This window comes from Streptomyces sp. NPDC000594, from assembly GCF_040299965.1.
Taxonomy (GTDB): domain Bacteria; phylum Actinomycetota; class Actinomycetes; order Streptomycetales; family Streptomycetaceae; genus Streptomyces.
On the sequence record NZ_JBEPCY010000023.1, the window covers coordinates 100,617 to 123,485 of the forward strand.

General features: G+C 69.7%; 17 protein-coding genes. 7 read left to right on the plus strand and 10 right to left on the minus strand.

Translation table 11 applies throughout. The features are described from left to right. Window positions 1–6: 6 nt before the first annotated feature. The 5 genes from ABT354_RS26610 (at window position 7) to ABT354_RS26630 (ending at window position 4,538) form a co-directional block, all read left to right on the plus strand. Window positions 7–522, plus strand: a complete 516-nt coding sequence (locus ABT354_RS26610) for a Jag family protein (protein ID WP_351498187.1) — start codon at window positions 7–9, stop codon at window positions 520–522. A gap of 77 nt (window positions 523–599) precedes the next feature. Then, window positions 600–1,343, plus strand: coding sequence for a 16S rRNA (guanine(527)-N(7))-methyltransferase RsmG (rsmG, locus tag ABT354_RS26615; protein WP_351498189.1), 744 nt, complete (start codon window positions 600–602; stop codon window positions 1,341–1,343). Between the two features lie 335 nt (window positions 1,344–1,678). Beyond that, a complete protein-coding gene (locus ABT354_RS26620) occupies window positions 1,679–2,755 on the plus strand; it encodes a ParA family protein (protein WP_351498190.1) in 1,077 nt (358 codons plus the stop codon). Further along, a complete protein-coding gene (locus ABT354_RS26625) occupies window positions 2,752–3,843 on the plus strand; it encodes a ParB/RepB/Spo0J family partition protein (protein WP_351498192.1) in 1,092 nt (363 codons plus the stop codon). Before ABT354_RS26620 ends, ABT354_RS26625 begins: the two co-directional genes overlap by 4 nt. A gap of 77 nt (window positions 3,844–3,920) precedes the next feature. After that, the gene (locus ABT354_RS26630) at window positions 3,921–4,538 is read left to right on the plus strand and encodes a GNAT family N-acetyltransferase (RefSeq protein WP_351498194.1); all 618 of its coding nucleotides are present in this window, start codon (window positions 3,921–3,923) and stop codon (window positions 4,536–4,538) included. Between the two features lie 125 nt (window positions 4,539–4,663). Here the strand turns inward: ABT354_RS26630 and trxA are convergent, their stop codons facing one another. The 7 genes from trxA to ABT354_RS26665 form a co-directional block, all read right to left on the minus strand. Further along, window positions 4,664–4,996 carry a thioredoxin gene (trxA, locus tag ABT354_RS26635; RefSeq protein WP_351498196.1) on the minus strand — a complete coding sequence of 111 codons (333 nt, stop codon included), beginning with the start codon at window positions 4,994–4,996 and terminating at the stop codon, window positions 4,664–4,666. A gap of 36 nt (window positions 4,997–5,032) precedes the next feature. Further along, the gene (trxB, locus tag ABT354_RS26640; protein ID WP_351498198.1) at window positions 5,033–6,001 is read right to left on the minus strand and encodes a thioredoxin-disulfide reductase; all 969 of its coding nucleotides are present in this window, start codon (window positions 5,999–6,001) and stop codon (window positions 5,033–5,035) included. A 127-nt stretch (window positions 6,002–6,128) separates the two neighbouring features. Then, on the minus strand, window positions 6,129–7,139 hold the full coding sequence (locus ABT354_RS26645; RefSeq protein ID WP_351498200.1) for an anti-sigma factor family protein: 1,011 nt from the start codon (window positions 7,137–7,139) through the stop codon (window positions 6,129–6,131). After that, window positions 7,136–7,840: an RNA polymerase sigma factor SigM gene (gene sigM / locus ABT354_RS26650; protein ID WP_351498202.1), complete on the minus strand. Its 705-nt coding sequence runs from the start codon at window positions 7,838–7,840 to the stop codon at window positions 7,136–7,138. Before sigM ends, ABT354_RS26645 begins: the two co-directional genes overlap by 4 nt. A 25-nt stretch (window positions 7,841–7,865) precedes the next feature. Then, window positions 7,866–9,575: a protein kinase family protein gene (locus ABT354_RS26655; RefSeq protein WP_351498204.1), complete on the minus strand. Its 1,710-nt coding sequence runs from the start codon at window positions 9,573–9,575 to the stop codon at window positions 7,866–7,868. 119 nt (window positions 9,576–9,694) lie between these two features. Continuing rightward, the gene (gene murJ / locus ABT354_RS26660; RefSeq protein ID WP_351498206.1) at window positions 9,695–12,076 is read right to left on the minus strand and encodes a murein biosynthesis integral membrane protein MurJ; all 2,382 of its coding nucleotides are present in this window, start codon (window positions 12,074–12,076) and stop codon (window positions 9,695–9,697) included. Window positions 12,077–12,122: 46 nt separating this feature from the next. Then, window positions 12,123–14,624, minus strand: a complete 2,502-nt coding sequence (locus tag ABT354_RS26665; protein WP_351498208.1) for a DUF6049 family protein — start codon at window positions 14,622–14,624, stop codon at window positions 12,123–12,125. Window positions 14,625–14,840: 216 nt separating this feature from the next. Between ABT354_RS26665 and ABT354_RS26670 the strand changes: the two genes are divergently transcribed. Beyond that, window positions 14,841–16,289 (plus strand): CCA tRNA nucleotidyltransferase, encoded by a 1,449-nt coding sequence (locus ABT354_RS26670; RefSeq protein WP_351498210.1) that lies wholly within the window; start codon window positions 14,841–14,843, stop codon window positions 16,287–16,289. Between the two features lie 118 nt (window positions 16,290–16,407). On the opposite strand, the gene ABT354_RS26675 is transcribed toward ABT354_RS26670, so the two are convergent. From ABT354_RS26675 to ABT354_RS26685, 3 genes are all read right to left on the minus strand, one after another. Next, window positions 16,408–17,694 (minus strand): MFS transporter, encoded by a 1,287-nt coding sequence (locus ABT354_RS26675; protein WP_351498212.1) that lies wholly within the window; start codon window positions 17,692–17,694, stop codon window positions 16,408–16,410. A 70-nt stretch (window positions 17,695–17,764) separates the two neighbouring features. Beyond that, the gene (locus tag ABT354_RS26680) at window positions 17,765–18,847 is read right to left on the minus strand and encodes an inositol-3-phosphate synthase (protein ID WP_351498214.1); all 1,083 of its coding nucleotides are present in this window, start codon (window positions 18,845–18,847) and stop codon (window positions 17,765–17,767) included. A 51-nt stretch (window positions 18,848–18,898) separates the two neighbouring features. Continuing rightward, entirely contained in the window at window positions 18,899–19,615 is a 717-nt protein-coding gene (locus tag ABT354_RS26685; RefSeq protein WP_351498224.1) for a PadR family transcriptional regulator, read from the minus strand. Between the two features lie 359 nt (window positions 19,616–19,974). Here ABT354_RS26685 and ABT354_RS26690 point away from each other — a divergent pair, with 359 nt between their 5' ends. Further along, a complete protein-coding gene (locus ABT354_RS26690; protein WP_351498216.1) occupies window positions 19,975–22,650 on the plus strand; it encodes a transglycosylase domain-containing protein in 2,676 nt (891 codons plus the stop codon). Window positions 22,651–22,869 lie beyond the last annotated feature (219 nt).

The following is a 22,869-nucleotide window of genomic DNA, read 5'->3' on the forward strand; positions in this document are numbered from 1 at the left end:
CCATCCGTGACGGAAGGCACCATCCCCGCCGCCGCCGAGGCCGAGGGCGACACCCTGACCCGCCTGGAGCAGGAGGGTGAGATCGCCGCCGACTACCTCGAAGGTCTTCTTGACATCGCCGATCTCGACGGCGACATCGACATGGACGTCGAGGCCGACCGGGCCGCTGTCTCCATCATCAGCGACAGTTCCAGCCGGGAGCTTCAGAAGCTGGTCGGCCGTGACGGTGAGGTCCTGGAGGCGCTCCAGGAGCTGACCCGGCTCGCCGTGCACCGGGAGACCGGTGACCGCAGCCGACTGATGCTGGACATCGCGGGCTTCCGGGCGAAGAAGCGCACTGAGCTGGCCCACCTGGGCGCCCAGGCGGCCGACGAGGTCAAGAGCTCCGGCGAGCCGGTGAAGCTGAATCCCATGACGCCCTTCGAGCGCAAGGTCGTCCACGACGCGGTCGCCGCCGCAGGTCTGCGCAGTGAGTCCGAGGGCGAGGAGCCGCAGCGCTTCGTCGTCGTGCTCCCTGCCTGAGTCTCCAGCGTTTTCTCGGCCCCGTCTGTCGCGCAGGCGGGGCCGATCTTTGTCAGCCTGAGTTCACCATTGCGACAGTGCGGTATGGAAGGACGGTCCCCGTGACGGAGGCAGCACAGGAGCTTCCCGAGGCACCCGACGCTGCGCGGACGATCTTCGGGGAGTTCTTCCCCGAGGCGGTGCGCTACGCGGAGCTGCTCGCGGACGCCGGAGTGAAACGCGGCCTCATCGGTCCGCGTGAGGTGCCCCGACTGTGGGAGCGCCATCTGCTGAACTGTGCCGTGCTCTCGGAGGTGGTCCCGGAGGGTGTCACCGTCTGTGATGTGGGGTCCGGTGCCGGTCTGCCGGGGATCCCGCTGGCGCTGGTACGGCCCGATCTGAAGATCACGCTCCTGGAGCCCCTGCTGCGGCGGACGAACTTCCTCCAGGAAGTGGTCGAGCTGCTGGGGCTCGACCATGTGACCGTGGTGCGGGGCCGGGCGGAGGAGGTACTGGGGAAGCTGCCCCCGGTGCATGTGGTGACCGCACGGGCGGTCGCTCCGCTGGACCGGCTCGCGGGCTGGGGGGTGCCGCTGCTCCGCCCCTATGGGGAGATGCTGTTGCTCAAGGGGGACACGGCCGAGGAGGAGCTGCAGAGCGCGCGGGCGGCGCTCAGCAAGCTCGGTGCGGTCGCGACCTCCGTGCTCCAGGTCGGCGAGGGGCTGGTCGATCCGCTCTCCACGGTGGTCCGGGTGGAGGTCGGGGAGAGCCCCGGCGGTGTGCGGTTCGCGACCAAGCGCGCCAAGGCGGCCCGGACGGGCCGTACCCGCCGCCGTCGCTGAACGGTGCTCCATGGGTCCGGGGTGGACCACAGGCATGGGCCCGGGGGTGGACCACGGGCCCATGGCCGCAGCACCTATCGAGATTCCTGTCCGGAATGCTCAATAAAAGTCGTTTTGCGCTCTTTGCTCGGAGTGTCGGGCTGAGCTGATCCCCCTGCGCGGGCATCGTGTTTCACGTGAAACGTCGCTCACTGCTGCACGGAATCATCAGCCGCGGGCGCGCTGCCGCCCCGATCCGGAGCTTCAGGCAGCCCCTTGGACGGGCTACGGAGTTGTCCACAGAGGTGGATTCATCCACAGAAGCACGGGCCTCGCTGGTTCATGAACCCGAAAGCATGGCAGGCTCTGTTCATCGCGAGCCTGAAGTCGAGGAGAGTGAACCGTTGCGGTCCGACGCCAACATCGCGGGGCCGATGGCCGATCCGGTCCCCGGTCCCCGCACCGAGTCGCTGGGAGACGATGTTTCACGTGAAACACCGCCTCCGATGGACGACACCCCCATCGGTCGAGCAGCCCAGCTGGCGGTGGAGGCGCTGGGGCGGGCCGGTTCGGCGCTGCCCCGTCCCCAGCAGACCCGGATCATGGTCGTCGCCAACCAGAAGGGCGGCGTAGGGAAGACCACGACGACGGTCAATCTCGCCGCCTCGCTCGCCCTGCACGGGGCGCGGGTCCTGGTGGTCGACCTCGACCCGCAGGGCAATGCCTCGACGGCGCTGGGGATCGACCACCACGCCGAAGTCCCCTCCATCTATGACGTCCTGGTGGAGAGCAGGCCGCTCGCGGATGTGGTGCAGCCGGTCCCGGATGTCGAAGGACTCTTCTGCGCCCCCGCCACCATCGACCTCGCCGGTGCGGAGATCGAGCTGGTCTCGCTGGTCGCCAGGGAGAGCCGGCTCCAGCGGGCCATCCTCGCCTATGAGCAGCCCCTCGACTACATCCTCATCGACTGCCCTCCGTCGCTCGGTCTGCTGACCGTCAATGCGATGGTGGCCGGGGCCGAGGTCCTGATCCCCATCCAGTGCGAGTACTACGCCCTGGAGGGCCTGGGACAGCTGCTGAGGAACGTGGATCTGGTGCGGGGGCACCTGAATCCGACGCTCCATGTGTCCACCATCCTGCTCACCATGTACGACGGGCGGACCCGTCTTGCCTCGCAGGTGGCCGAGGAAGTCCGCAGCCACTTCGGCGAAGAGGTGCTGCGGACCAGCATCCCTCGCTCGGTCCGTATCTCGGAGGCCCCGAGCTATGGGCAGACGGTACTGACCTATGACCCGGGCTCCAGCGGGGCCCTGTCCTATCTTGAGGCGGCTCGTGAGATCGCCTTGCGCGGCGTGGGAGTTCAGTACGACCCGCAGCATGCCCATCTGGGCAGCCAGAACAGCCAGCGGAATATCTCGGAGGGGATCCAGTGACTGAGCGTCGTAGGGGATTGGGGCGTGGGCTGGGTGCCCTGATTCCTGCCGCTCCCCAGGAGAAGCAGGTGACCCCCAGCGGGGTCGTCGGCTCTCCGGGGGCGATTCCGGCGGTGGCCGGGGACCGTGGTGTGGCCGCCGCCAAGGTGACCACCCTGCCCCCGGCGGCGCCCGAAGTGCTGGTGCCCGCTCCGGCATCGGAACCGGGCCGGATCGACCGGGAACCCTCCGAGGCGCACTTCGCCGAGTTGCCTCTCGACGCGATCACCCCCAACCCGCGCCAGCCCCGTGAGGTCTTCGACGAGGACGCCCTGGCGGAGCTGGTCACCTCCATCAAGGAGGTGGGACTGCTCCAGCCGGTGGTGGTCCGTCAGCTCTCCCCGGAGCGCTATGAGCTGATCATGGGGGAGCGCCGCTGGCGCGCCTGCCGTGACGCCGGACTCGACTACATCCCGGCGATCGTCCGTCATACCGACGACGAGAAGTTGCTGCTGGACGCCCTGCTGGAGAACCTGCACCGGGCCCAGCTCAACCCGCTGGAAGAGGCGGCGGCCTATGACCAGCTGCTGAGGGACTTCAACTGCACCCATGACCAGCTGGCCGACCGGATCGGACGCTCCCGCCCGCAGGTCTCCAATACCCTCCGGCTGCTGCGGCTTTCGCCCTCCGTCCAGCGACGGGTCGCGGCCGGGGTGCTCTCGGCCGGTCATGCCCGCGCACTCCTCTCGGTGGACGACTCCGAGGCACAGGACCGGCTGGCCCATCGCATTGTGGCCGAGGGGCTTTCCGTGCGGGCGGTCGAGGAGATCGTCACGCTCCTCAACGCACACCCCACGAGTGCGGCCAAGCCCAAGGGTCCCCGGGCCGGTACCCGGCTCTCCCCCGCTCTCTCCGATCTGGCCGCACGGCTCTCCGATCGCTTTGAGACCCGGGTGAAGGTCGACCTCGGGCAGAAGAAGGGGAAGATCGTCGTGGAGTTCGCCTCGATGGACGATCTGGAGCGGATCCTCGGCACCCTCGCACCGGGCGAGGGCCGGGTCCTGGATCAGGGACCGCGCGGCGACACGGCCGTGGACGACGAGGACTGACCGACCACCGCAGGACCAGAGAGGCGGGCTGTGGTCTCCACAGCCCGCCGCTGTGCCGGAAGCGAGGAACTGCTCCCATGGGGCGCCGGCTTGTACCGCTCACCCTGGACAACCTCTCCGAGTTGCCCCGGCGCTGCCGGTCCTGTGTCTTCTGGGAGCTGGACCCCGTCAGCGGAGGTGCCGCGGTGAAGGCGGGGCGCTCGGAGCAGGAGAAGGAAGCCTGGATCTCCGCCGTCCTGCTGGAGTGGGGCTCCTGCGGCCGGGTGGTTCGCGTGGACGATGTCCCGGTGGGCTTTGTTCTCTACGCCCCTCCGGCCTATGTCCCCCGCTCCATGGCCTTTCCCACCAGCCCGGTATCGGCCGATGCCGTCCAGCTGATGACCGCCTGGATCAACCCCGCCTACCAGGGACAGGGGCTGGGCCGGGTGATGGTGCAGACCGTCGCCAAGGATCTGCTGCGGCGGGGGTTCCGGGCGATCGAGGCCTTTGGCGACGCACGGTGGAAGGAGCCCGCCTGTATGCTCCCCGCCGATCATCTGCTGGCGGTGGGCTTCAAGACCGTACGCCCCCATCAGACTTCCCCCCGGCTGCGACTGGAGCTGAGGACGACCCTCTCCTGGAAAGAGGATGTCGAGATGGCGCTCGACCGCCTGCTGGGGGCGGTCCAGAAGGAACCGGCGCTGCGACCTCTCTGAGGACGGACAGCGAAGAGGGCTCATCCCGGGTGGGATGAGCCCTCATGATGTTTCACGTGAAACATCGCGTCGCGGTGCGGTGCCCGGCGACCGGTGCCGCCGCGATACGCGGCGGCGGTGAGCCGCTACTTGGTGATGAACTCGTCCAGGTCGCGGAGGAGCGCGGCCTTGGGCTTGGCGCCGACGATCGTCTTGACGACCTCGCCGTTCTGGTAGACGTTCAGCGTCGGAATCGACATCACGCCGTAGCGCGCGGCGATGCCGGGGTTCTGGTCGATGTTGAGCTTGACGATCTCGATCTTGTCGCCGTGCTCGGCCGCGATGGCCTCCAGGGAGGGCGCGATCTGACGGCACGGCCCGCACCATTCGGCCCAGAAGTCCACCAGGACAGGCTTGTCGTTCTTGAGGACATCAGCGTCGAAGCTGGATTCGGTAACGGTCTTCAGCACGCCGGCCACGGCGGCCTCCTTGAGTGGGGTGGGTGGGGGGAACGATCAGACCGCAGGGGTCGTCTCGGCGGCCTTCTCGCTGTCGGCGAGAGCGGCGAGGAACCGCTCGGAGTCCAGCGCGGCGGAGCAGCCCGTACCGGCGGCCGTGATGGCCTGGCGGTAGGTGTGGTCGACCACGTCGCCCGCGGCGAAGACGCCGGTGATGTTGGTACGGGTGGACGGCGCCTGGACCTTGAGGTAACCCTCGTCGTCCAGGTCGAGCTGGCCCTTGAACAGCTCCGTGCGGGGGTCGTGGCCCACGGCGATGAAGAGACCGGTGACGGCCAGCTCCGAGGTCTCCCCCGTCTTGGTGTTGCGCAGCGTCAGACCGGTGAGCTTCTGGTCTCCGTGGATCTCGGCGACCTCGCTGTCCCAGGCGAAGGAGATCTTCGGGTCGGCGAAGGCGCGCTCCTGCATGGCCTTGGAGGCACGCAGCGAGTCCCGGCGGTGCACGATGGTGACGGACTTGGCGAACCGGGAGAGGAAGGTCGCCTCCTCCATCGCGGTGTCACCGCCACCGATCACAGCGATGTCCTGGTCCTTGAAGAAGAAGCCGTCACAGGTCGCGCACCAGGAGACGCCGCGGCCCGAGAGCGCGTCCTCATTGGGCAGACCCAGCTTGCGGTGCTGCGAGCCGGTGGTGACGATGACGGCCTTGGCCCGGTGCACCGTACCGGCGGTGTCCGTGACGGTCTTGATCTCGCCGGTCAGATCGACGGAGACCACATCGTCGGGGATCAGCTCGGCACCGAAGCGCTCGGCCTGGGCGCGCATGTTGTCCATCAGATCCGGACCCATGATGCCGTCACGGAAGCCCGGGAAGTTCTCCACATCGGTGGTGTTCATCAGGGCGCCACCGGCGGTGACGGCTCCCTCGAACACCAGCGGCTTGAGGGAAGCGCGCGCCGTGTAGAGCGCCGCCGTGTAGCCGGCCGGACCGGAGCCGATGATGATCACGTTACGGACGTCGCTCACGGATGGATTCCTCGTCTCTGAAGACTGCGCTGCTGTCTACGGGGCCGGTCAATGACTCTCACCCCACCCAACGGATCCTAAGGGGCTGACATTCCCGAGACGGCGGCGCAGCGCAGGAGAGCCGAGTTCAGCCGCGGGGGTAGGAGTGCCTGAAGAGGACCTTCCCGCTGGAGGTTCCTTCTGAGTCGGTGCACTCCGCACCGATCACCAGGGCCAGGAGCTGGTCGGGATCCGTGGGGTCGGTGTAGACGAACAGGAACGCGTCGGTGCCGCGATAGGTACCGGCTTCGACCCCCAGCGGGGGATCGGTGCGACCGGTGGCCCTCTCGACACAGGGGGGTGCCGTGGTCGCGCCCTTCAGTGGGCTGGGGCCCAGCTCATGCGTATGGAAGCCGGAGCCGTCACGGGTCCGTGGTGGCACCGGAGAGGACGGGGAGGCGAGGGCACGGACATGGTCCTCCAGCCGGGAGCCGGAGAACTCCGTGGTGGCTCCCAGCGGGGTGGTGACGGTCTGGTCCGTGGTGTTGGGGCGCTGTGGGCTCTCGGTACCGGTGAAGGACTGGATCAGCAGCACGCTCACACCGATGGCGGCCACGGCGAGTACGGCGCTGAGCGCCCGGCGTCCCCGTCGGGCGCGGGGGCGGCGGCCGGGTCCGGCCGCGCCCCGGGTATGGCCGGCGGGCCGGTCGCTCGCCGGTCGCTCGGCGGAGTGGCTCTCCGGGGACGGCACGGACTGTGCGGGGACCAGGGGTCCCGGTGCGGTCTCCCGGGCGGGAGAGGGTTCCGCGACGGGGACGGCGGGCGATGTTTCACGTGAAACATCGCCCGGCGCGGTGGCGGGTGCGGTGCCGTGTGCGGTGGCGGGCGCGGTATCCGGGGCGGTGGAGGCCAGCAGGGCCTCGGCGGCCAGTGCCGCGTCGATGCGCTCGGCGACATCGGCGGGCATCCGGGAGGCTCCCGGCAGGGTGCCGAGCAGCCCCCGGATCTCCTCCAGCGACGCGCGGACATCGGCGCACAGCTCACAGGCATCGAGATGCTGACGGAGTTCAGTGCTCCGCGCGGGCGGCAGCAGCCCTTCCGTGAGGTCGGAGATCTCGGAGACGTCGGGGTGCTGAGTCGAGTCGGCCGTCGATGTCATGTGCGCCCACCTCCGCCCTTCACCTCGGCAGGGTCATGTGGCCCCGCGTCCCTGTGTCTCGTCGCCGGTGGGACGGAATCCCCCGGCGTCCGGTTCCTTCCCCCGGCCGGTTCTCTGCTACCCCCGCCGTCACCGCGCAGATGGGTGAGGAGCGGCAGCAGCCGCGCCCGTCCCCGGGCGCAGCGGCTCTTGACGGTGCCGGTCGGTACATCGAGGATTCGCGCGGCCTCGGCCACTGGATATCCCTGCATGTCCACCAGTACCAGGACCGCCCGTTGTTCCGCGGGAAGCTGTGCCAGAGCGGTGAGAAGTTCATGGTGCAGAGCCTGGCGCTCGGCGGGTGCCTCGGCGGACTCATGGGGCTCCAACAACTGCTCCAGCCGCTCGGTGTCCTCGACCGGAGAGGTTCTCCGGGAGGCGGTCTTCCGCGCGCGGTCGAGGCAGGCGTTCACGGTGATGCGGTGCAGCCAGGTGGTCACGGCGGAGTGGCCGCGGAAGGTGTGGGCCGCCCGGAAGGCGGAGACCAGGGCGTCCTGGACGGCGTCGGCCGCTTCCTCACGATCGCCGAGGGTCCGCAGGGCGACCGCCCAGAGGCGGTCGCGATGCCTGCGGACCAGCTCACCGAATGCCTCCGGGTGACCCTCCACATGGCGGGCCAGGAGCTCCTGGTCGCTGGCGCCCTGGAGTGGCGCGTCCTCCACCGGTGTGCCCCCTCCCCTGCGGCCCTCAGCTGGTGATCTTGATCTCCGTGACCTTGCCCCGGAACCCACCCGGATCGGAAGGAAGATTCGTCAGCCAGACCAGAACGTATCGTGATCGGACCGGTTTCCGAGGGGTCAGCGCCACATTGGTGCCCGAGGCCTCGGCGGCCTTGGAGAACTGCGCGAAGTCGGTCGGCTGCACGGCCGTGCCCTCGGGAGCGGTGAGCAGTTCGACCGAGGTGGTCCCGATGAAGGAGACATTCGCCGAGCCGATCTGCTGGACCGAGCCCAGGTCGAGCATGACCCCGAGGCCGCGCTTCAGCCGTCCGAAGTCCGAGGTGGCATAGACATCGGTGTACCAGTAGGTGCCGGCGTCACCGTCGTGGGCCTTCCCTATCTCCAGGGGCTTCTCCGACGGGTCCTGGCCGAAGGGGTCGAAGTCCCGGGCGTGCTGGATGGCGACCGGCTTTCCGGTGCGGGCACCGGCCTGCGACTTCTTGGTGTTCTTCTCGTCGCCGGTGATGGACTTCTCCTGCTCGGTCCCCTGCTTCTTGTCCCGGTCGATCACCTGGTCGGCGATCTGCCAGCTGCCCAGTCCCAGGGCGGCGATCAGCAGGGCGGAGGCCGTCCACTTCAGGGCCCGGCCCAGGCGGCTCTCCAGGGGCGGCGGGGGAAGCGGTACCGGCTGGGCGGAGCCCTGTCCCGGACGCACCCCGGGAGGGCCGTAGCCCCCCGAGGCATAGCCCGTGCGCCGGTACTCGTCGGGGGAGGCGAAGGTGGTCTCGGGGCGGCGGATGCGGGGCATGGCCGCCACCGCCCTCACCAGCTCCTCCGGAGTGGTGCAGGGCGGTTCCTGGCGGGAGGCGGTGGCACCGTCGTTGACGAGGGCCCGCATGGCCAGCTCGGAGAGACCGCGGTGGATCCCCGCCTTCACCTGGTCCGGCGGGAGGAGACCGACCCCCTTGGGCAGCCCGGCGAGCCCATGGGCCTGGGACTCATAGGGCCAGCGCTGGGTCAGGGCGGCGTACAGCAGCGCCCCGATCGCCTCGGTGTCGGTGCGCTGGGGCCGCTCGGCCGTGATGCCGCGCAGGGCGGCGTTCACCGCGAGTCCGCGGATGCGGTACTGCCCGGTGGAGGTGCGCAGCACCGCCCCGGGGGTGAGCCGGAGATGGGCCAGCCCCTCGCGGTGGGCCGCCGCCATGGCCTGGGAGACCTGGTCGACCAGCTGGTAGGCGTCGTGCGGCTCCATCGGGCCGAGGGCGAGGAGGGTCGTCAGCTCCTCGGCGTCGGGAAGCCACTCATGGACGACATAGACCAGGTCGTTCTCCTCGACGGCGTCGAGGACCATGACAAAGCGGGGGTCGCCGAGGAGTGCGGCGGAGCGGGCCGCGGCGAGGACGGAACGGGCGCGCGGGTGGTCGGCGGGGAGGATATGCACCCCCACGGCCCGGCGCAGCTTCTCGTCCACCGCCCGCCAGCTGCTGAAGCCGTCCAGCCGGGTGATGCACTCCTCAAGCCGGTACCGTCTGGCCAGCTTGTGGCCACTGTGCAGCTCGGGCGTGACGATGGCGGGCTCGGTGCCGGTTGGGGCACCGTCCGTGTCCGGTGTCGTCCGCTCCGCTGTCTCCTGGGATCGGTCCGCCCCGTCGGCCGTGGCCTTGTCCGCCTGCGCGGTCAGCGGTTCCTTCCCGCTGTTGTCGGCCACGTCGACGGCGGCCGTGCTACGTTCCGCCACCGTCGTTCCTGCCTCCCCATCCGTTGCGCATATCCAACAGCCAAGCCAATTGTGCCCACAGTCCGCTGCTATGCACGACACACGGCCGAGGGCGATGGTTGTGCGAGCGGGCGGTCCCGCTAGCGGCCGAGGCGCCCCCGCACCATGCCGACCATGGAGTTCAGCTCGGCGATGCGCATCTTCTTCGCGGCGAGGAAGAAGACGGCCAGCAGGACGAGCCCACCGGAGGCGAGCGCCGCGAGCGAACCGAGGGCGCCGCTGCCCAGGGTCTGGAGGACGAGGTAGGCGACCGCTCCGGCGGCCGCGGCGGCCGGGACGGAGGCGATGCAGAGCCGGGCGTAGGTACGCATGACATGGGCACCGTCCAGGTCACCGCCGAGGAGCCGCTTCAGCCGACGCCAGGCGATGCCCACGCCGACCATGTAGGCGAGGCCGTAGGAGGCGGCCATGCCGACGACCGCCCAGCGGGCCGGGAGCAGCATGAAGCAGACGGTGGAGGCGGCGGCGTTGACCAGGGCGACGACGACCGTGTTGTAGAACGGCGTCCGGGTGTCCTCGTAGGCGTAGAAGCCGCGGAGGACGACGTACTGCACGGAGTACGGAATCAGTCCGAGACCGAAGGCCATCAGAGTGAATCCGATGCCCCGGGCGCCGTCTCCGGAGCCCGCGTACAGCAGGGTCGCCATCGGCAGTCCGAGGGCGAGGAAGGCGAAGGAGCAGGGCACGATCGCGACGGCCGAGGTGCGGAGCCCGTACGAGATGTCGTCCCGGACGGCCGCGTGGTCGCCGTCGTGGGCGGAGCGGGAGATCCTGGGCAGGACGGCGGTCATCACGGAGACGGTGATGATGGCCTGGGGCATCTGCCAGAGGAGCAGCGCGTAGTTGTACGCGGTGATACCGGCGCCCTCGACGTTGTCCTTGGCGGCCTCGGAGCCCGCCCAGGTCGCCAGCTGGGTCACCACGATCATGCCCAGCTGGTTGGCGAGGACGAAGAGGAAGGTCCACTTGGCGAGGCCCAGCTCCTTGCTGAGGCCCTGGCCCTTGAAGTCGAAGCGGAACCGCAGCTTGAAACCGGCGTCCCGCAGATACGGGATCATCGCCAGCGACTGGACGGCGAGCCCGAGGAGGGTGCCGATGCCGAGCAGCCGGACCCCCTCGGGGGTGATGGTCGACTCGGTGACCCCGGTGCTGGTGAAGCCGCCGAACGCCCAGATGAAGGCGGTGAAGGTCACGATGGTGATGATGTTGTTGAGGACCGGGGTCCACATCATCGCGCCGAAGCGGCCCCGGGCGTTGAGGATCTGCCCGAGCACCACATGCAGACCCATGAAGAACATGGTCGGGATGCAGTACTGGGCGAAGGTGACCGCGACCTCCATGCGCTCCGGATCGGAGGCGATGGGGTCCGACATCATCTGGATGAGCAGCGGGGCGGCGAGCACACAGACGGTGGTGACGGCCGCGAGAAGGACGACGACCAGCGTCAGCAGCCGGTTGGCGTAGGCCTCGCCGCCGTCGTCGTCGTTCTTCATCGCCCGGACGAGCTGGGGGATGAAGACCGCGTTGAGGGCGCCGCCGCCGACGAGGACGTAGATCATCGTCGGCAGCACATTGGCGATCTGGTACGAGTCGTTGAGGCCGCTGACACCGATCGCGGCGGCCATCACCAGCGTCCGGAGGAAGCCGGTGAGCCGGGAGACGATGGTTCCGGCGGCCATCACCGCGCTGGACTTCAGCAGACCGGAGGTCCGGCCGCCGCCGGAGCTCTTCGGCGCCGGGGCCGGAGCGGGTTCGGCGGGCGGCTCGGGGGCGGCGGCGGGCGCGGGCACGGTCTGCGCCGTGACCTGCTGGTCCCGGAAGAGATGGGCGAACGCGTCGGGCTCGGCCCTGCGGTCACCGGTGACCAGCTCGTCGACGCCCGTGTACTGGGTGGTCCGGGCGTCGTCGCCATAGGGCAGGTGCCGGGAGGGGCCGGCGGGCTCGGGCGGCGGGGTCTGGGCCCAGACCCGCGGGTCCGGCGCGTACGGGGAGGCCGGGGGCTGCTGGTAGAGCGGCTGCGGCTCCGGGTAGGTGCCGGGCGGCGGCGGGGGGTGCGCGGACCGGTCGTACAGGGCCTCGGTCACCGGGTCCTGGGCGGACAGATCCTGGCGCCGGTAGGGATCCTGGGCGTAGGCGTCCTGGATATAGGGGTCCTGGGCGTAGGGATCCTGGAGCTGCGGATCCTGGCCCGGACCGCCCTGACCGGGGGCACCCTGGCCCGGAGCGTCCTGGATGTTCTGCGTGTTCTGGGCGTTCTGGGTGTACGGGGGATAGCCGTACCCCTCCGGCGCGTAGCCACCCTGCGGGTACATCTGCTGGTCCTGGGGACCCTGGGCAGGGGGGTACGCCCCCGGGGCGTAGGGATCCTGCGAGGAGGGGTCCGGGGCGGGCTGCGGCGGGACCTGGCCTGCCGGGTCCACACCCGGGCCCTGGCCTCGGTCACCGTCGTACGGCGCGTTCATCAGTACCCCACCTCATCGTCCCGGGCCGGGCCGGCCACGACATCGCTCAACGGTCCACTTTCTCACCCGTGCCCGACGGCTTGCCGGTTTCGGGACCGGTGTCCGGCGTCGGGTCACTCGGCTGCCCGGGATCGGCGGCGCCCATGCCGCCCTCGGAGCGGGGCCCCTCCTTGGGGGAGTCCTCCGGGGATTGCTCCGGGGCGTCCTCGCCGGATCCGGAGCCACCGTCGGCCCCGGGCGTCCCGGGCCCCTCCGGAGCGCCGTTCCCGGAGTCCTCCGGCTGCCCGCCGTCCGGACCGTCCCCGCCGTCCGGACCGTCCCCGGCGGCGGCCGCCCGGTCCTGGGCCGCCGCGCGCTTGCGCTGGGTGTACATCCGCACACCGGCGAGGACCAGGAGCAGCACCCCGCCCGCGATGACGAGCATCACGGTCGGAGTGATCTCCGAGACCATCACCGTGAACTCCATCTCCGGACCGTACGGCTTGCCGTCCTCGGTGTAGAGACGGGCCTTCATCCGTACCTGGCCGTTGGCGTTCGCGTTGGCGTCGAACTTCACGGACTGGCTGTGGCCGGCCTGGATCTCGATCGGCCGGCTGGCGACCCCGCCCCGGTCGCCGTCGAGGCTGAGCCGGCCCGCGTTGTTCGAGCTGAGCCGCAGGACCAGCCGGTCGACATCCTGCATCAGCCGGTTCTGCACGGTGATGGGGATCGTCGCGCTCCGCCCCGAGAGGGTGATCTGGGACTTCTTGATGAGCCGCACCTGCTCGGTGAGGACCCGCAGATTGTCCCGGACCGCCGAGCGGTACTCCGCCGCCTCGACCGGCTGCCCCCGCCAGGTGGTGGACAGCTCCCGGTCGATGGCCCGGCCGAAGGGCGTCTCCACCCGGTCCTTCTGCGTGAGGATCACGGAGAACTTGTTGAGGGCGTCCTGGGTGTCCCGGATGTCCTGGAACGCCTCCACCGGCAGCTCCTGCTTGCGCAGGGCGGCGGGGTAGCGGGAGGCCGGGGGCACCTTGCTGTTGGCGCTGGGGTCGGGCTTGATCCCGGCCGCCGGGACCAGGTCCATCGGCTGGGTCCACCGCTGGGCACCCAGCGCGACCAGCACCTCCGCCATGGAGCGGGCCTGGGAGGCCGTCGGTGTCCGCTGCGGCGCGACCACCAGGCTCCGCTGCTGGTCGGTGTTCTGGAGCGTCACCGCCAGCGTCTGCGCGAGGAACTCCTGGACGGCCGGGGTCGAGGCGCCGGAGCTGAGCATGTCGCCCTGGAACGCCTTGGAGAGCCGGGAGTCGGCGACCACGGCGGTGGTGCCGCCGCCGATCGGCCGGGCGGCACTGGCCGTGTAGGTGAGGTTGTCCTGGAGGCTGTCGCTCCGGGTGATGATCTTGTCGGCCCCCGCCGAGGTGGCGACATCCACGATCGAGGAGTCGATCGCCCCCTCCACCGGCCAGGCGAAGTCCGTGGACGGCTCGACATGGAGCACCGTCTCCACCGTGTCGGCGGCGACCTCCGTGGCCTGCTGGAGCTGGTTCAGGGAGCCGGAGACCTCCTTGCCCCGGTGGGCCAGCGAGGCCAGATCGGGGTCGGCGAACGGCAGGGCGACCACCGTGCCGTCCTCGTCGTCCGCGACCGCCTGCTGGAGTTCCTTGAGCCAGCTCTTGGCGACCTCCTGGCTCTCCCCGGCGACCGTGCCCTCACCGTTCTCGCGCTGCACCCGGTAGCCCTCGGCCATGGCGGCGACACTGGTCAGCAGATCGGGGTCGATCACCCAGGTGACCGGCAGATCCCGGCCGAGGGAGACCATCTGGCCCAGCCTGCCGTCCGGGGCGATCTCCCGGGCCAGCGACTCGTCCTTGAAGACGGGGACCTGCTGGTTCCCGGAGGTGGTCTGGGAGGTCAGATGGGACGAGGAGATCAGCGGCCAGAGGTAGGTGATCCGGGTCTTCTTCTCCAGTGCGTCCGGCTGCCAGGGCAGGAAGGTCCGCTCGATGCCCAGCACCTCGCTGAAGGAGTGCTGGCCCGTCCGGCCGGAGACGGTCACCCCGAGCTGGTAGACCCCGTCGGCGCCGAGGTTCAGCTCGTCGACCGGGACCCGCAGGGAGAAGTCCCGGCTTATCCCGGAGGCCAGCTTGGGCAGCTTGTAGGTGAAGGAGTCGTCGACCGGGGTGCCGTCGAAGCTCGGATGGAAGTCGGTCCGCTCGGTCGCCCGGTCGATCCCGGTCCGGCCGAACAGCGGGGGCCCCACCCGCAGGGTGACCTCGGCGTCCTGGATGGGCCGCTTGCCCTGGTTGACCACCGTTCCGCTGATCTTCAGGGTCTGGCCGGCCACCGGAGCCGCCGGTGAGAATGTGGTGAGGGACACATCGACCGTATCCGCGTCCGACCGGGCCTCGGAGGCGTCCCGGGGAGCCGCCTGGGCCGTGGCGGGCAGCGTCCCGCCCAGCAGCCCCGTCAGCAGCACCGCACCGACCAGCGCCGAGGCTCTGTGGCGCAGCCACCGGCGGGCCGGGGAAGGGGAAGAGCCCCCCTGGAAGACTGCCGCCTCGGCCACGCGCACGTCCGTCCCTGTCGTCTGTTGCGGTTGGTCGCAGTCGCCAGGGTCGCCCTGACGGACCCTGGTTGCGTCCACGCATGGTAACGAGGTGGGCCCGGCCGAAGTGCCGCGGACCGCTTCACAAGATCGCAACGGATCTCCGGCGCCCCGGGATCCCCGGGTCCGGGCGCGGGCGGCGGTGGACGCGCGCGGGGGGACGTACCCTGTTCTGTTGTGCCGAACGCCAATGAAGAGACCTCCACCGCCCTGAGCCAGGTGCAACACCGCGCGGTCGCGGAGCTACTCCGCGTAGCGCCGGTCGCCGACGATCTCGCCCGCCGCTTCCAGGAGGCGGGATTCCGGCTCGCCCTGGTCGGCGGCTCGGTCCGGGACGCCCTCCTCGGCCGGCTCGGCAATGATCTGGACTTCACCACGGACGCCCGTCCCGAGGACGTCCTGAAGATCGTGCGCCCCTGGGCGGACTCGGTCTGGGATGTGGGCATCGCCTTCGGCACCATCGGCTGCCAGAAGGCCGGCTACCAGATCGAGGTCACGACCTACCGCTCGGAGGCGTACGACAGGACCTCGCGCAAGCCCGAGGTGTCCTACGGCGACTCGATCGAGGACGATCTGGTGCGCCGGGACTTCACGGTGAACGCGATGGCCGTCGCCCTGCCCGAGAAGGAGTTCATCGACCCGCACAACGGTCTGGAGGATCTCGCGGCCCGGGTGCTGCGGACGCCCGGTACCCCCGAGGAGTCCTTCTCCGACGACCCCCTGCGGATGATGCGCGCCGCCCGCTTCGCGGCCCAGCTGGACTTCACCGTGGCCCCCGAGGTCATCGCGGCCATGAAGGACATGGCGGAGCGGATCGAGATCGTCTCCGCCGAGCGGGTACGGGATGAGCTGAACAAGCTGCTTCTCTCCGCCCACCCCCGGGAGGGGCTCTCTCTGCTGGTCGGCACCGGGCTCGCCGACCATGTGCTCCCCGAGCTGCCCGCGCTGCGGCTGGAGAGCGATGAGCACCACCGGCACAAGGATGTCTACGAGCACTCCCTGACCGTCCTGGAACAGGCCATCGATCTGGAGGAGGACGGCCCGGACCTGGTGCTCCGGCTGGCCGCGCTCCTCCATGACATCGGCAAGCCGAGGACCCGCCGCTTCGAGAGCGACGGCCGGGTCTCCTTCCACCACCACGAGATGGTCGGCGCGAAGATGACCAAGAAGCGGATGGTCGCGCTCAAGTACTCCAACGAGCTGGTCAGGGATGTCTCCCGGCTGGTGGAGCTGCATCTGCGCTTCCACGGCTATGGCACCGGGGAGTGGACCGACTCGGCCGTCCGCCGCTATGTCCGTGACGCCGGACCGCTGCTGACCCGGCTCCACAAGCTGACCCGGTCCGACTGCACCACCCGGAACAAGCGCAAGGCATCGGCGCTCTCGCGGGCGTACGACGGGCTGGAGGTGCGGATCGCGCAGCTCCAGGAGCAGGAGGAGCTGGACGCCATCCGGCCCGACCTCGATGGCAACCAGATCCAGGAGATCCTGGGCGTGGGCCCGGGACCGGTGATCGGCAAGGCGTATGCCCATCTGCTGGAGCTGCGCCTGGAGCACGGTCCGCTGGAGTACGAGGCGGCCGTCGCCGCGCTCACCTCCTGGTGGGCCGAGCAGAACACACCGTAGAAAGCGGTCCGCGCCGGATGCGGCGCGGACGGCCCGAGGCGATGTTTCACGTGAAACAGGACCGTGGCCGGGGCGATGTTTCACGTGAAACATCGCCCCCGAGCCTTGCCCGGACCCGTCAGCGGACCCCCTCGGCCCGTCGGCGATGGGCGAGGGCCAGCGCGATTCCCGCGTAGATCGACGCGACGATCACCACCAGCGGGACGGATCGTCCATCGGCGGGCAGGAGCAGTGCCGCGACTCCCGCGGCGCCCACGAAGGCGACATTGAACAGCACGTCGTAGAGGGAGAAGACCCTGCCCCGGTAGGCGTCGTCCACCGAGGTCTGGACGACGGTATCGGTGGTGATCTTCGATCCCTGGGTGATGAACCCCAGGACGAAGGCGGCCACCAGGGTCGGTCCGGGAGCGAAGGGCAGCCCCAGCGCGGGAAGCAGGACCGCCGCCGTGCCGGCGCAGGTCATCATCCAGCCGAGACGTCCCAGCCGCCCGATGGCCCAGGGGGTGAGGACGGCGGCGGCGAAGAAGCCCGCTCCGGAGACGGCGACGGCGACCCCCAGCAGAGCCAGGCCGTCCTTCTCGTCGTCGTACCAGGCATAGCGGCAGAGCATCAGCACCATGACGGTCAGGGCGCCATAGGCGAAGCGCATCAGCGTCATGGCGGCCAGCACCCCGGCCGCCGGAGGGCGCCGGGCCAGATGCCGCAGCCCCTCGGCGAGCCCCTGGGCGGTGGAGGCGAGGGCTTCGCCGATCCGGGCCCGCGGACCGTCGAGATCGGGGCCGAGGAGCCGCCGGTCCATCCGCAGCGAGGCCAGGGCCGAGCAGAGATAGAACACGGCACCGAGCAGCACCACGGCGGCGTCGGAGGCATTGGGGGTGTCGGACGTATCCGCGGCCAGCCGCACCACAAAGGCGAGCCCGCCGCCCGCGGTCGCGGCCAGGGTGCCCGCCGTGGGCGAGAGCGAGTTGGCGATCACCAGCCGCTCCTCGTCGACCACCCGGGGGAGCGCGGCGGAGAGCCCGGCCAGGACGAAGCGGTTGACCGCGGTCACGGCGAGGGCGGAGGCGTAGAAGAGCCAGTCGGGAACGGAGGCGACGATCAGGACGGCGGTCCCGCCCGCGAGGACGGCCCGCAGCAGCCCCCCGTACAGAAAGACCTGGCGCCGCTCCCAGCGGTCCAGCAGTACCCCGGCGAACGGGCCGACCAGGGAGTAGGGCAGCAGCAGGACGGCCATGGCGGAGGCGATGGCCGCCGGTGAGGTCTGCTTCTCCGGGGAGAACACCACATAGGTGGCGAGTGCGACCTGGAAGACGCCATCGGCCAGCTGGGAGAGCAGCCGGACCGTCAGCAGCCGCCGGAAACCGCTCAGTGCGAGCAGCGTACGAAGATCACGGGCGACGGACATGCGGTCAAGCGTCACATACGCGCGGGGTCCCCGGGTGGATGACCCGGGGACCCCGCGCGGGATGGACCGGTCAGCCGTCGACCTCGCCCTTGATGAACTTCTCGACGTTCTCCCGGGCCTCGTCGTCGAAGTACTGCACCGGCGGGGACTTCATGAAGTACGAGGAGGCGGAGAGGATCGGGCCACCGACACCGCGGTCCTTGGCGATCTTCGCGGCGCGCACGGCGTCGATGATGACACCGGCGGAGTTCGGGGAGTCCCAGACCTCCAGCTTGTACTCCAGGTTCAGCGGGACATCGCCGAAGGCGCGACCCTCCAGGCGGACATAGGCCCACTTGCGGTCGTCCAGCCAGGCCACATAGTCGGACGGGCCGATGTGGACGTTCTTCTCGCCCAGCTCGCGGTCGGGGATCTGCGAGGTGACGGCCTGGGTCTTGGAGATCTTCTTGGACTCCAGCCGCTCCCGCTCCAGCATGTTCTTGAAGTCCATGTTGCCGCCGACGTTCAGCTGCATCGTGCGGTCCAGGATGACACCCCGGTCCTCGAACAGCTTCGCCATCACACGGTGCGTGATGGTGGCGCCGACCTGGGACTTGATGTCGTCGCCGACGATCGGGACCCCGGCCTCGGTGAACTTGTCGGCCCACTCCTTGGTGCCGGCGATGAAGACCGGGAGGGCGTTGACGAAGGCGACCTTGGCGTCGATGGCGCACTGCGCGTAGAACTTCGCGGCGGCCTCGGAGCCCACGGGCAGGTAGCAGACGAGAACGTCGACCTGGCGGTCCTTGAGGATCTGGACCACGTCGACCGGGGCCTCGGGGGACTCCTCGATGGTCTCGCGGTAGTACTTGCCGAGACCGTCGAGGGTGTGGCCGCGCTGCACGGTGACACCGGAGTTCGGCACATCGCAGATCTTGATGGTGTTGTTCTCGCTGGCGCCGATGGCGTCCGCCAGGTCGAGGCCGACCTTCTTGGCGTCCACGTCGAAGGCAGCGACGAACTCGACGTCCCGGACGTGGTAGTCGCCGAACTGGACGTGCATCAGACCCGGCACCTTGCTGCCCGGGTCGGCGTCCTTGTAGTACTCGACGCCCTGGACCAGCGAGGCGGCGCAGTTGCCCACGCCGACGATGGCTACGCGAACCGAACCCATTCCGGTTGCTCCCTGTGTGATCTCGGATGAAACCCTGCGGACCGCGGGGTCTCAGTTGACGGTGCCGTCGGACGGATCCGGCGGGGTGACGGGCCGGGAGGGGTTTCCTCCGCTGCTCTCGTCACCCGCGTTCCGGGGCAGGCCGTCCGGCGACCCAGTTCTGTTGTCCTGCTGAGCCGAGCCGTCGGTGGTGGACCGCCGTTGGTCCTTCCCCGCCCGCTCGCTCTCGATGAGCTCGTTCAGCCAGCGCACTTCGCGCTCCACCGACTCCATGCCGTGCCGCTGCAGCTCCAGCGTGTAGCCGTCCACCCGCTCACGGGTGCGGGCCAGGGAGGCCCGCATCTTCTCCAGGCGCTCTTCCAGCCGGCTGCGACGGCCTTCCAGCACCCGCATGCGCACCTCGCGCTCCGTCTGCCCGAAGAAGGCGAAACGGGCGGCGAAGTGCTCGTCCTCCCAGCTGTCCGGGCCGGTGTGGGCCAGCAGCTCCTCGAAGCGCTCCTTGCCCTCCGGCGTCAACCGGTAGACGATCTTGGCGCGGCGTCCTGAGAGTGAAGCGGGAAGGGCGTCCTCGGAGGTGTCCCCCGTCTCCTCGACCAGCCAGCCATGGGCGACCAGTGTCTTGAGGCAGGGGTAGAGCGTCCCGTAACTGAAGGCACGGAAGATCCCCAGCGAGGTATTGAGCCGTTTCCGCAGCTCATACCCGTGCATCGGAGCCTCACGGAGCAGCCCGAGGACGGCGAACTCAAGGATGCCCGAGCGTCTGCTCACCATGGCCCTCCTCCACCGTCCCGGCCGCTTATGCCGTGCTGATGTATCGACTCGATACATCAGCACGATAGGGCGGAGGGACCCCCGCGACAAGGGGGGTGATCGTGAACGGCGTCACATCGTCAATTGATACGGAGCAACTTGCCTGTTTTGGGGTGAACTTCGGAGTCCGGAGTGATTTGGGCGTGCGTAGTCTGTGCGGATGCAGACCACCGGGAACCACGTGACGCGTTTGAGCGTCATCGCCGTGGATGCACAGCGGACGATTCCTTGGCCGGACTCGCCCGTATCCATTTCGGGGGGACCGGACCACCACTGCCGCTTCCAGGCGTCTCGCCTGCCCGAGGAGTAGTTGTTCGATGAGCGAGCACCGTCGCAAACCGCCGCAGCCCCAAGGTGGCGGGCGTGCGGCTGCAAGGCGTGCCCAGCAGACTTCCGGCCGCGGAGCGGCCCCGTACGAAGGAGTCGATGCCGACTCCTTCGCGGCACACGGCCAGGAGCGCCCCTACGGGGGCCGCGCCGAGGCCCGGCGTGCCGCGCGCCGGGGCGGCCGCAGACGGCCGGAGGACGGGGCCGGATCCGGCCACGGCGGCCGTGGCGGCGGACGCCGCGGCGGCGCGGACGGCCATGACGGCGGCCCTCCCGGGCGCCGCAGGCTGATCGACTATCCCCGCTGGGGCAAGTACGGCTGGCGCCGCTGGGTGCCCTCCTGGAAGCTCACCACCGGGCTCTGCCTGAGCTTCTTCGGCAGTCTGATGGTGGCCGCCACCCTCGCCTACGCCTGGGTGGACATCCCGGACCCCGACAAGGCGGCCGAGGCCGAGAACAGCGTCTACTTCTGGGACGACGGCAGCCAGATGGCCGCGACCGGTGGTGAGTACAACCGGCAGAACATCGACATCGGTGAGATCCCGAAGGACATGCAGAACGCCGTCATCTCGGCGGAGAACAAGACCTTCTGGAAGGACTCGGGCGTCGACCCCCGGGGTATCACCCGCGCCCTGTTCAACATGGCCAAGGGCCAGGACACCCAGGGTGGCTCCACCATCACCCAGCAGTATGTGAAGAACGCGCGGCTGAACGACCAGTCCCAGACGGTCAGCCGCAAGTTCAAGGAACTCTTCATCTCGATCAAGATCGACAACGAGGTGCACAAGCGGGACATCCTGGCCGGATATCTCAACACCTCGTACTACGGGCGCAACGCCTACGGGATACAGGCCGCCTCCCGTACGTACTACGGCAAGGACGCCAAGGATCTGAACGCCAGCGAGTGCGCCGTCCTCGCCTCCCTGCTCAAGGGCGCCACCTGGTACGACCCGGCGGGAGCCATCGATATCCACCCGGCGGCGACCAAGGCGAGCAACCGGGAGCGCGCGGAGAAGCGCTGGCGCTGGATCCTCGACGAGATGACCAAGGACGGCTACCTCGACGCGGCGAAGCGGGACGACTTCCTGGACAAGGGCTTCCCCGAGCCCGACCCGGTGAAGAAGAGCGCCAGCCTCGGCGGACAGGTCGGCTATCTGGTCGACCTCGCCAAGGAGAACTTCCTCGCCAACAACAAGCACATCAGCGCGAGCCAGCTGGCCACCGGCGGCTACGAGATCCACACCACCTTCAACAAGAAGAAGGTGGCCCAGCTGGAGAAGGCGATCACCAAGGTCCGCAAGGAGAACATCGACCCCAGGAAGCGCCCGGAGACGGACACCCATGTCCAGTTCGGCGGCGCCTCGGTCGAGCCGGACACCGGAAAGATCGTCGCCATCTACGGCGGTGTGGACGCCACCAAGCACTACACCAACAACGCCGACACCACCGGCGCCCAGGTCGGCTCGACCTTCAAGCCCTTCGTACTCGCCGCCGCCATGCGCGACGGGGTCCGCAACCCCCAGCTCGGCGATGTCCAGACCGCGCAGCAGCGGAAGATCCTCAACCCCGACAAGTCCACCTACAACGGTGACAACAAGCTGAGGATCAAGCGGTACAACGGCGACGTCTGGCGGAACGAGGAGGGAGCCGAGCTGTACCAGGTCAACGACAACGACCAGGACTACGGCGATGTCACCCTCCGCGAGGCGATGATCGTCTCGGCCAACTCCCCCTTCGTCCAGCTCGGCATGGACATCGGCATCTCCGAGGTCCGCCAGGCGGCCGTCGACGCCGGACTGCGGGAGGGATCGCTGGACAAGGCCAATGTGCCCTCCTTCTCCCTCGGTATCTCCACCCCCAGCGCCATCCGGATGGCCAGCTCCTACGGCACCTTCGCCGCCAACGGCGAACGCCGGGACCCGTACTCCGTCCAGAAGGTCCTGAAGCGGGGCCGGACGATCTTCGAGCACAAGGACAACCCGGTCGGCACCTTCACCCCGCAGATCGCCCACAACATCACCGATGTGCTGCGCGATGTGGTCGAGGACGACAAGGGCACCGGCAAGAACGCCCGGCTCCCCAACCGCCAGGTCGCCGGGAAGACCGGTACCACCGACGGCAACAGGTCGGCGTGGTTCGTCGGCTACACCCCGCAGCTGTCGACCGCGATCGACATGTACCGCCTCGACGACAACGAGAAGGCCAAGGAGCGCGGCTTCCTCAAGATGTTCGGCACCGGCGGCCGGGAGAAGATCCATGGATCCTCCTTCCCGTCCGAGATCTGGCAGCTCTATATGTCGGACGCGCTCAAGGGCGAGAAGGCGAAGAACTTCCCCAAGCCGGAGCCCATCGACGCCGACAGCGTCTGGGGCGGCGGCGCGGCCAGCCCGAAGCCCACCCCCTCCGCGACCCAGTCGCAGGAGGCCACCACGGAGCCCACGGCGACGGAGACCACGGACCCGACCACGGAGCCCACGGCGACCCAGTCGCAGGATCCGACCACGGAGCCCACGGCCAGCGCCTCCGCCTCCTGCGCCCCCTGGGACCAGTGGCAGTGCGGCACCCCGAGCCCCGGTCCGAGCACCAGCGCCACCGCCGACACCGGTGGCCCGGGTGACGAGGACGGCGCGGCGGGCCAGGGATTCTGGGGCGGTCCGGCCGGCTGATCCACCCACCGGACCGGGAGGCCGCGAGCACCACAGCGGCCGGGCGACCGCCCACCCGCCGATGACCCGCAGGTGAGCGGCGCGGTCCCGGTCCGACCCCGACACCACGAGGGCCGCCGTCCCCGCCGCCCCGGGCGGGGCGCCCGCCCAGGCCCCGGCCCCGGGCCCGGGGCGGACCGAGGACTGGGACCCCCCGCGGGACCGCAGCGCCCCCCGCGG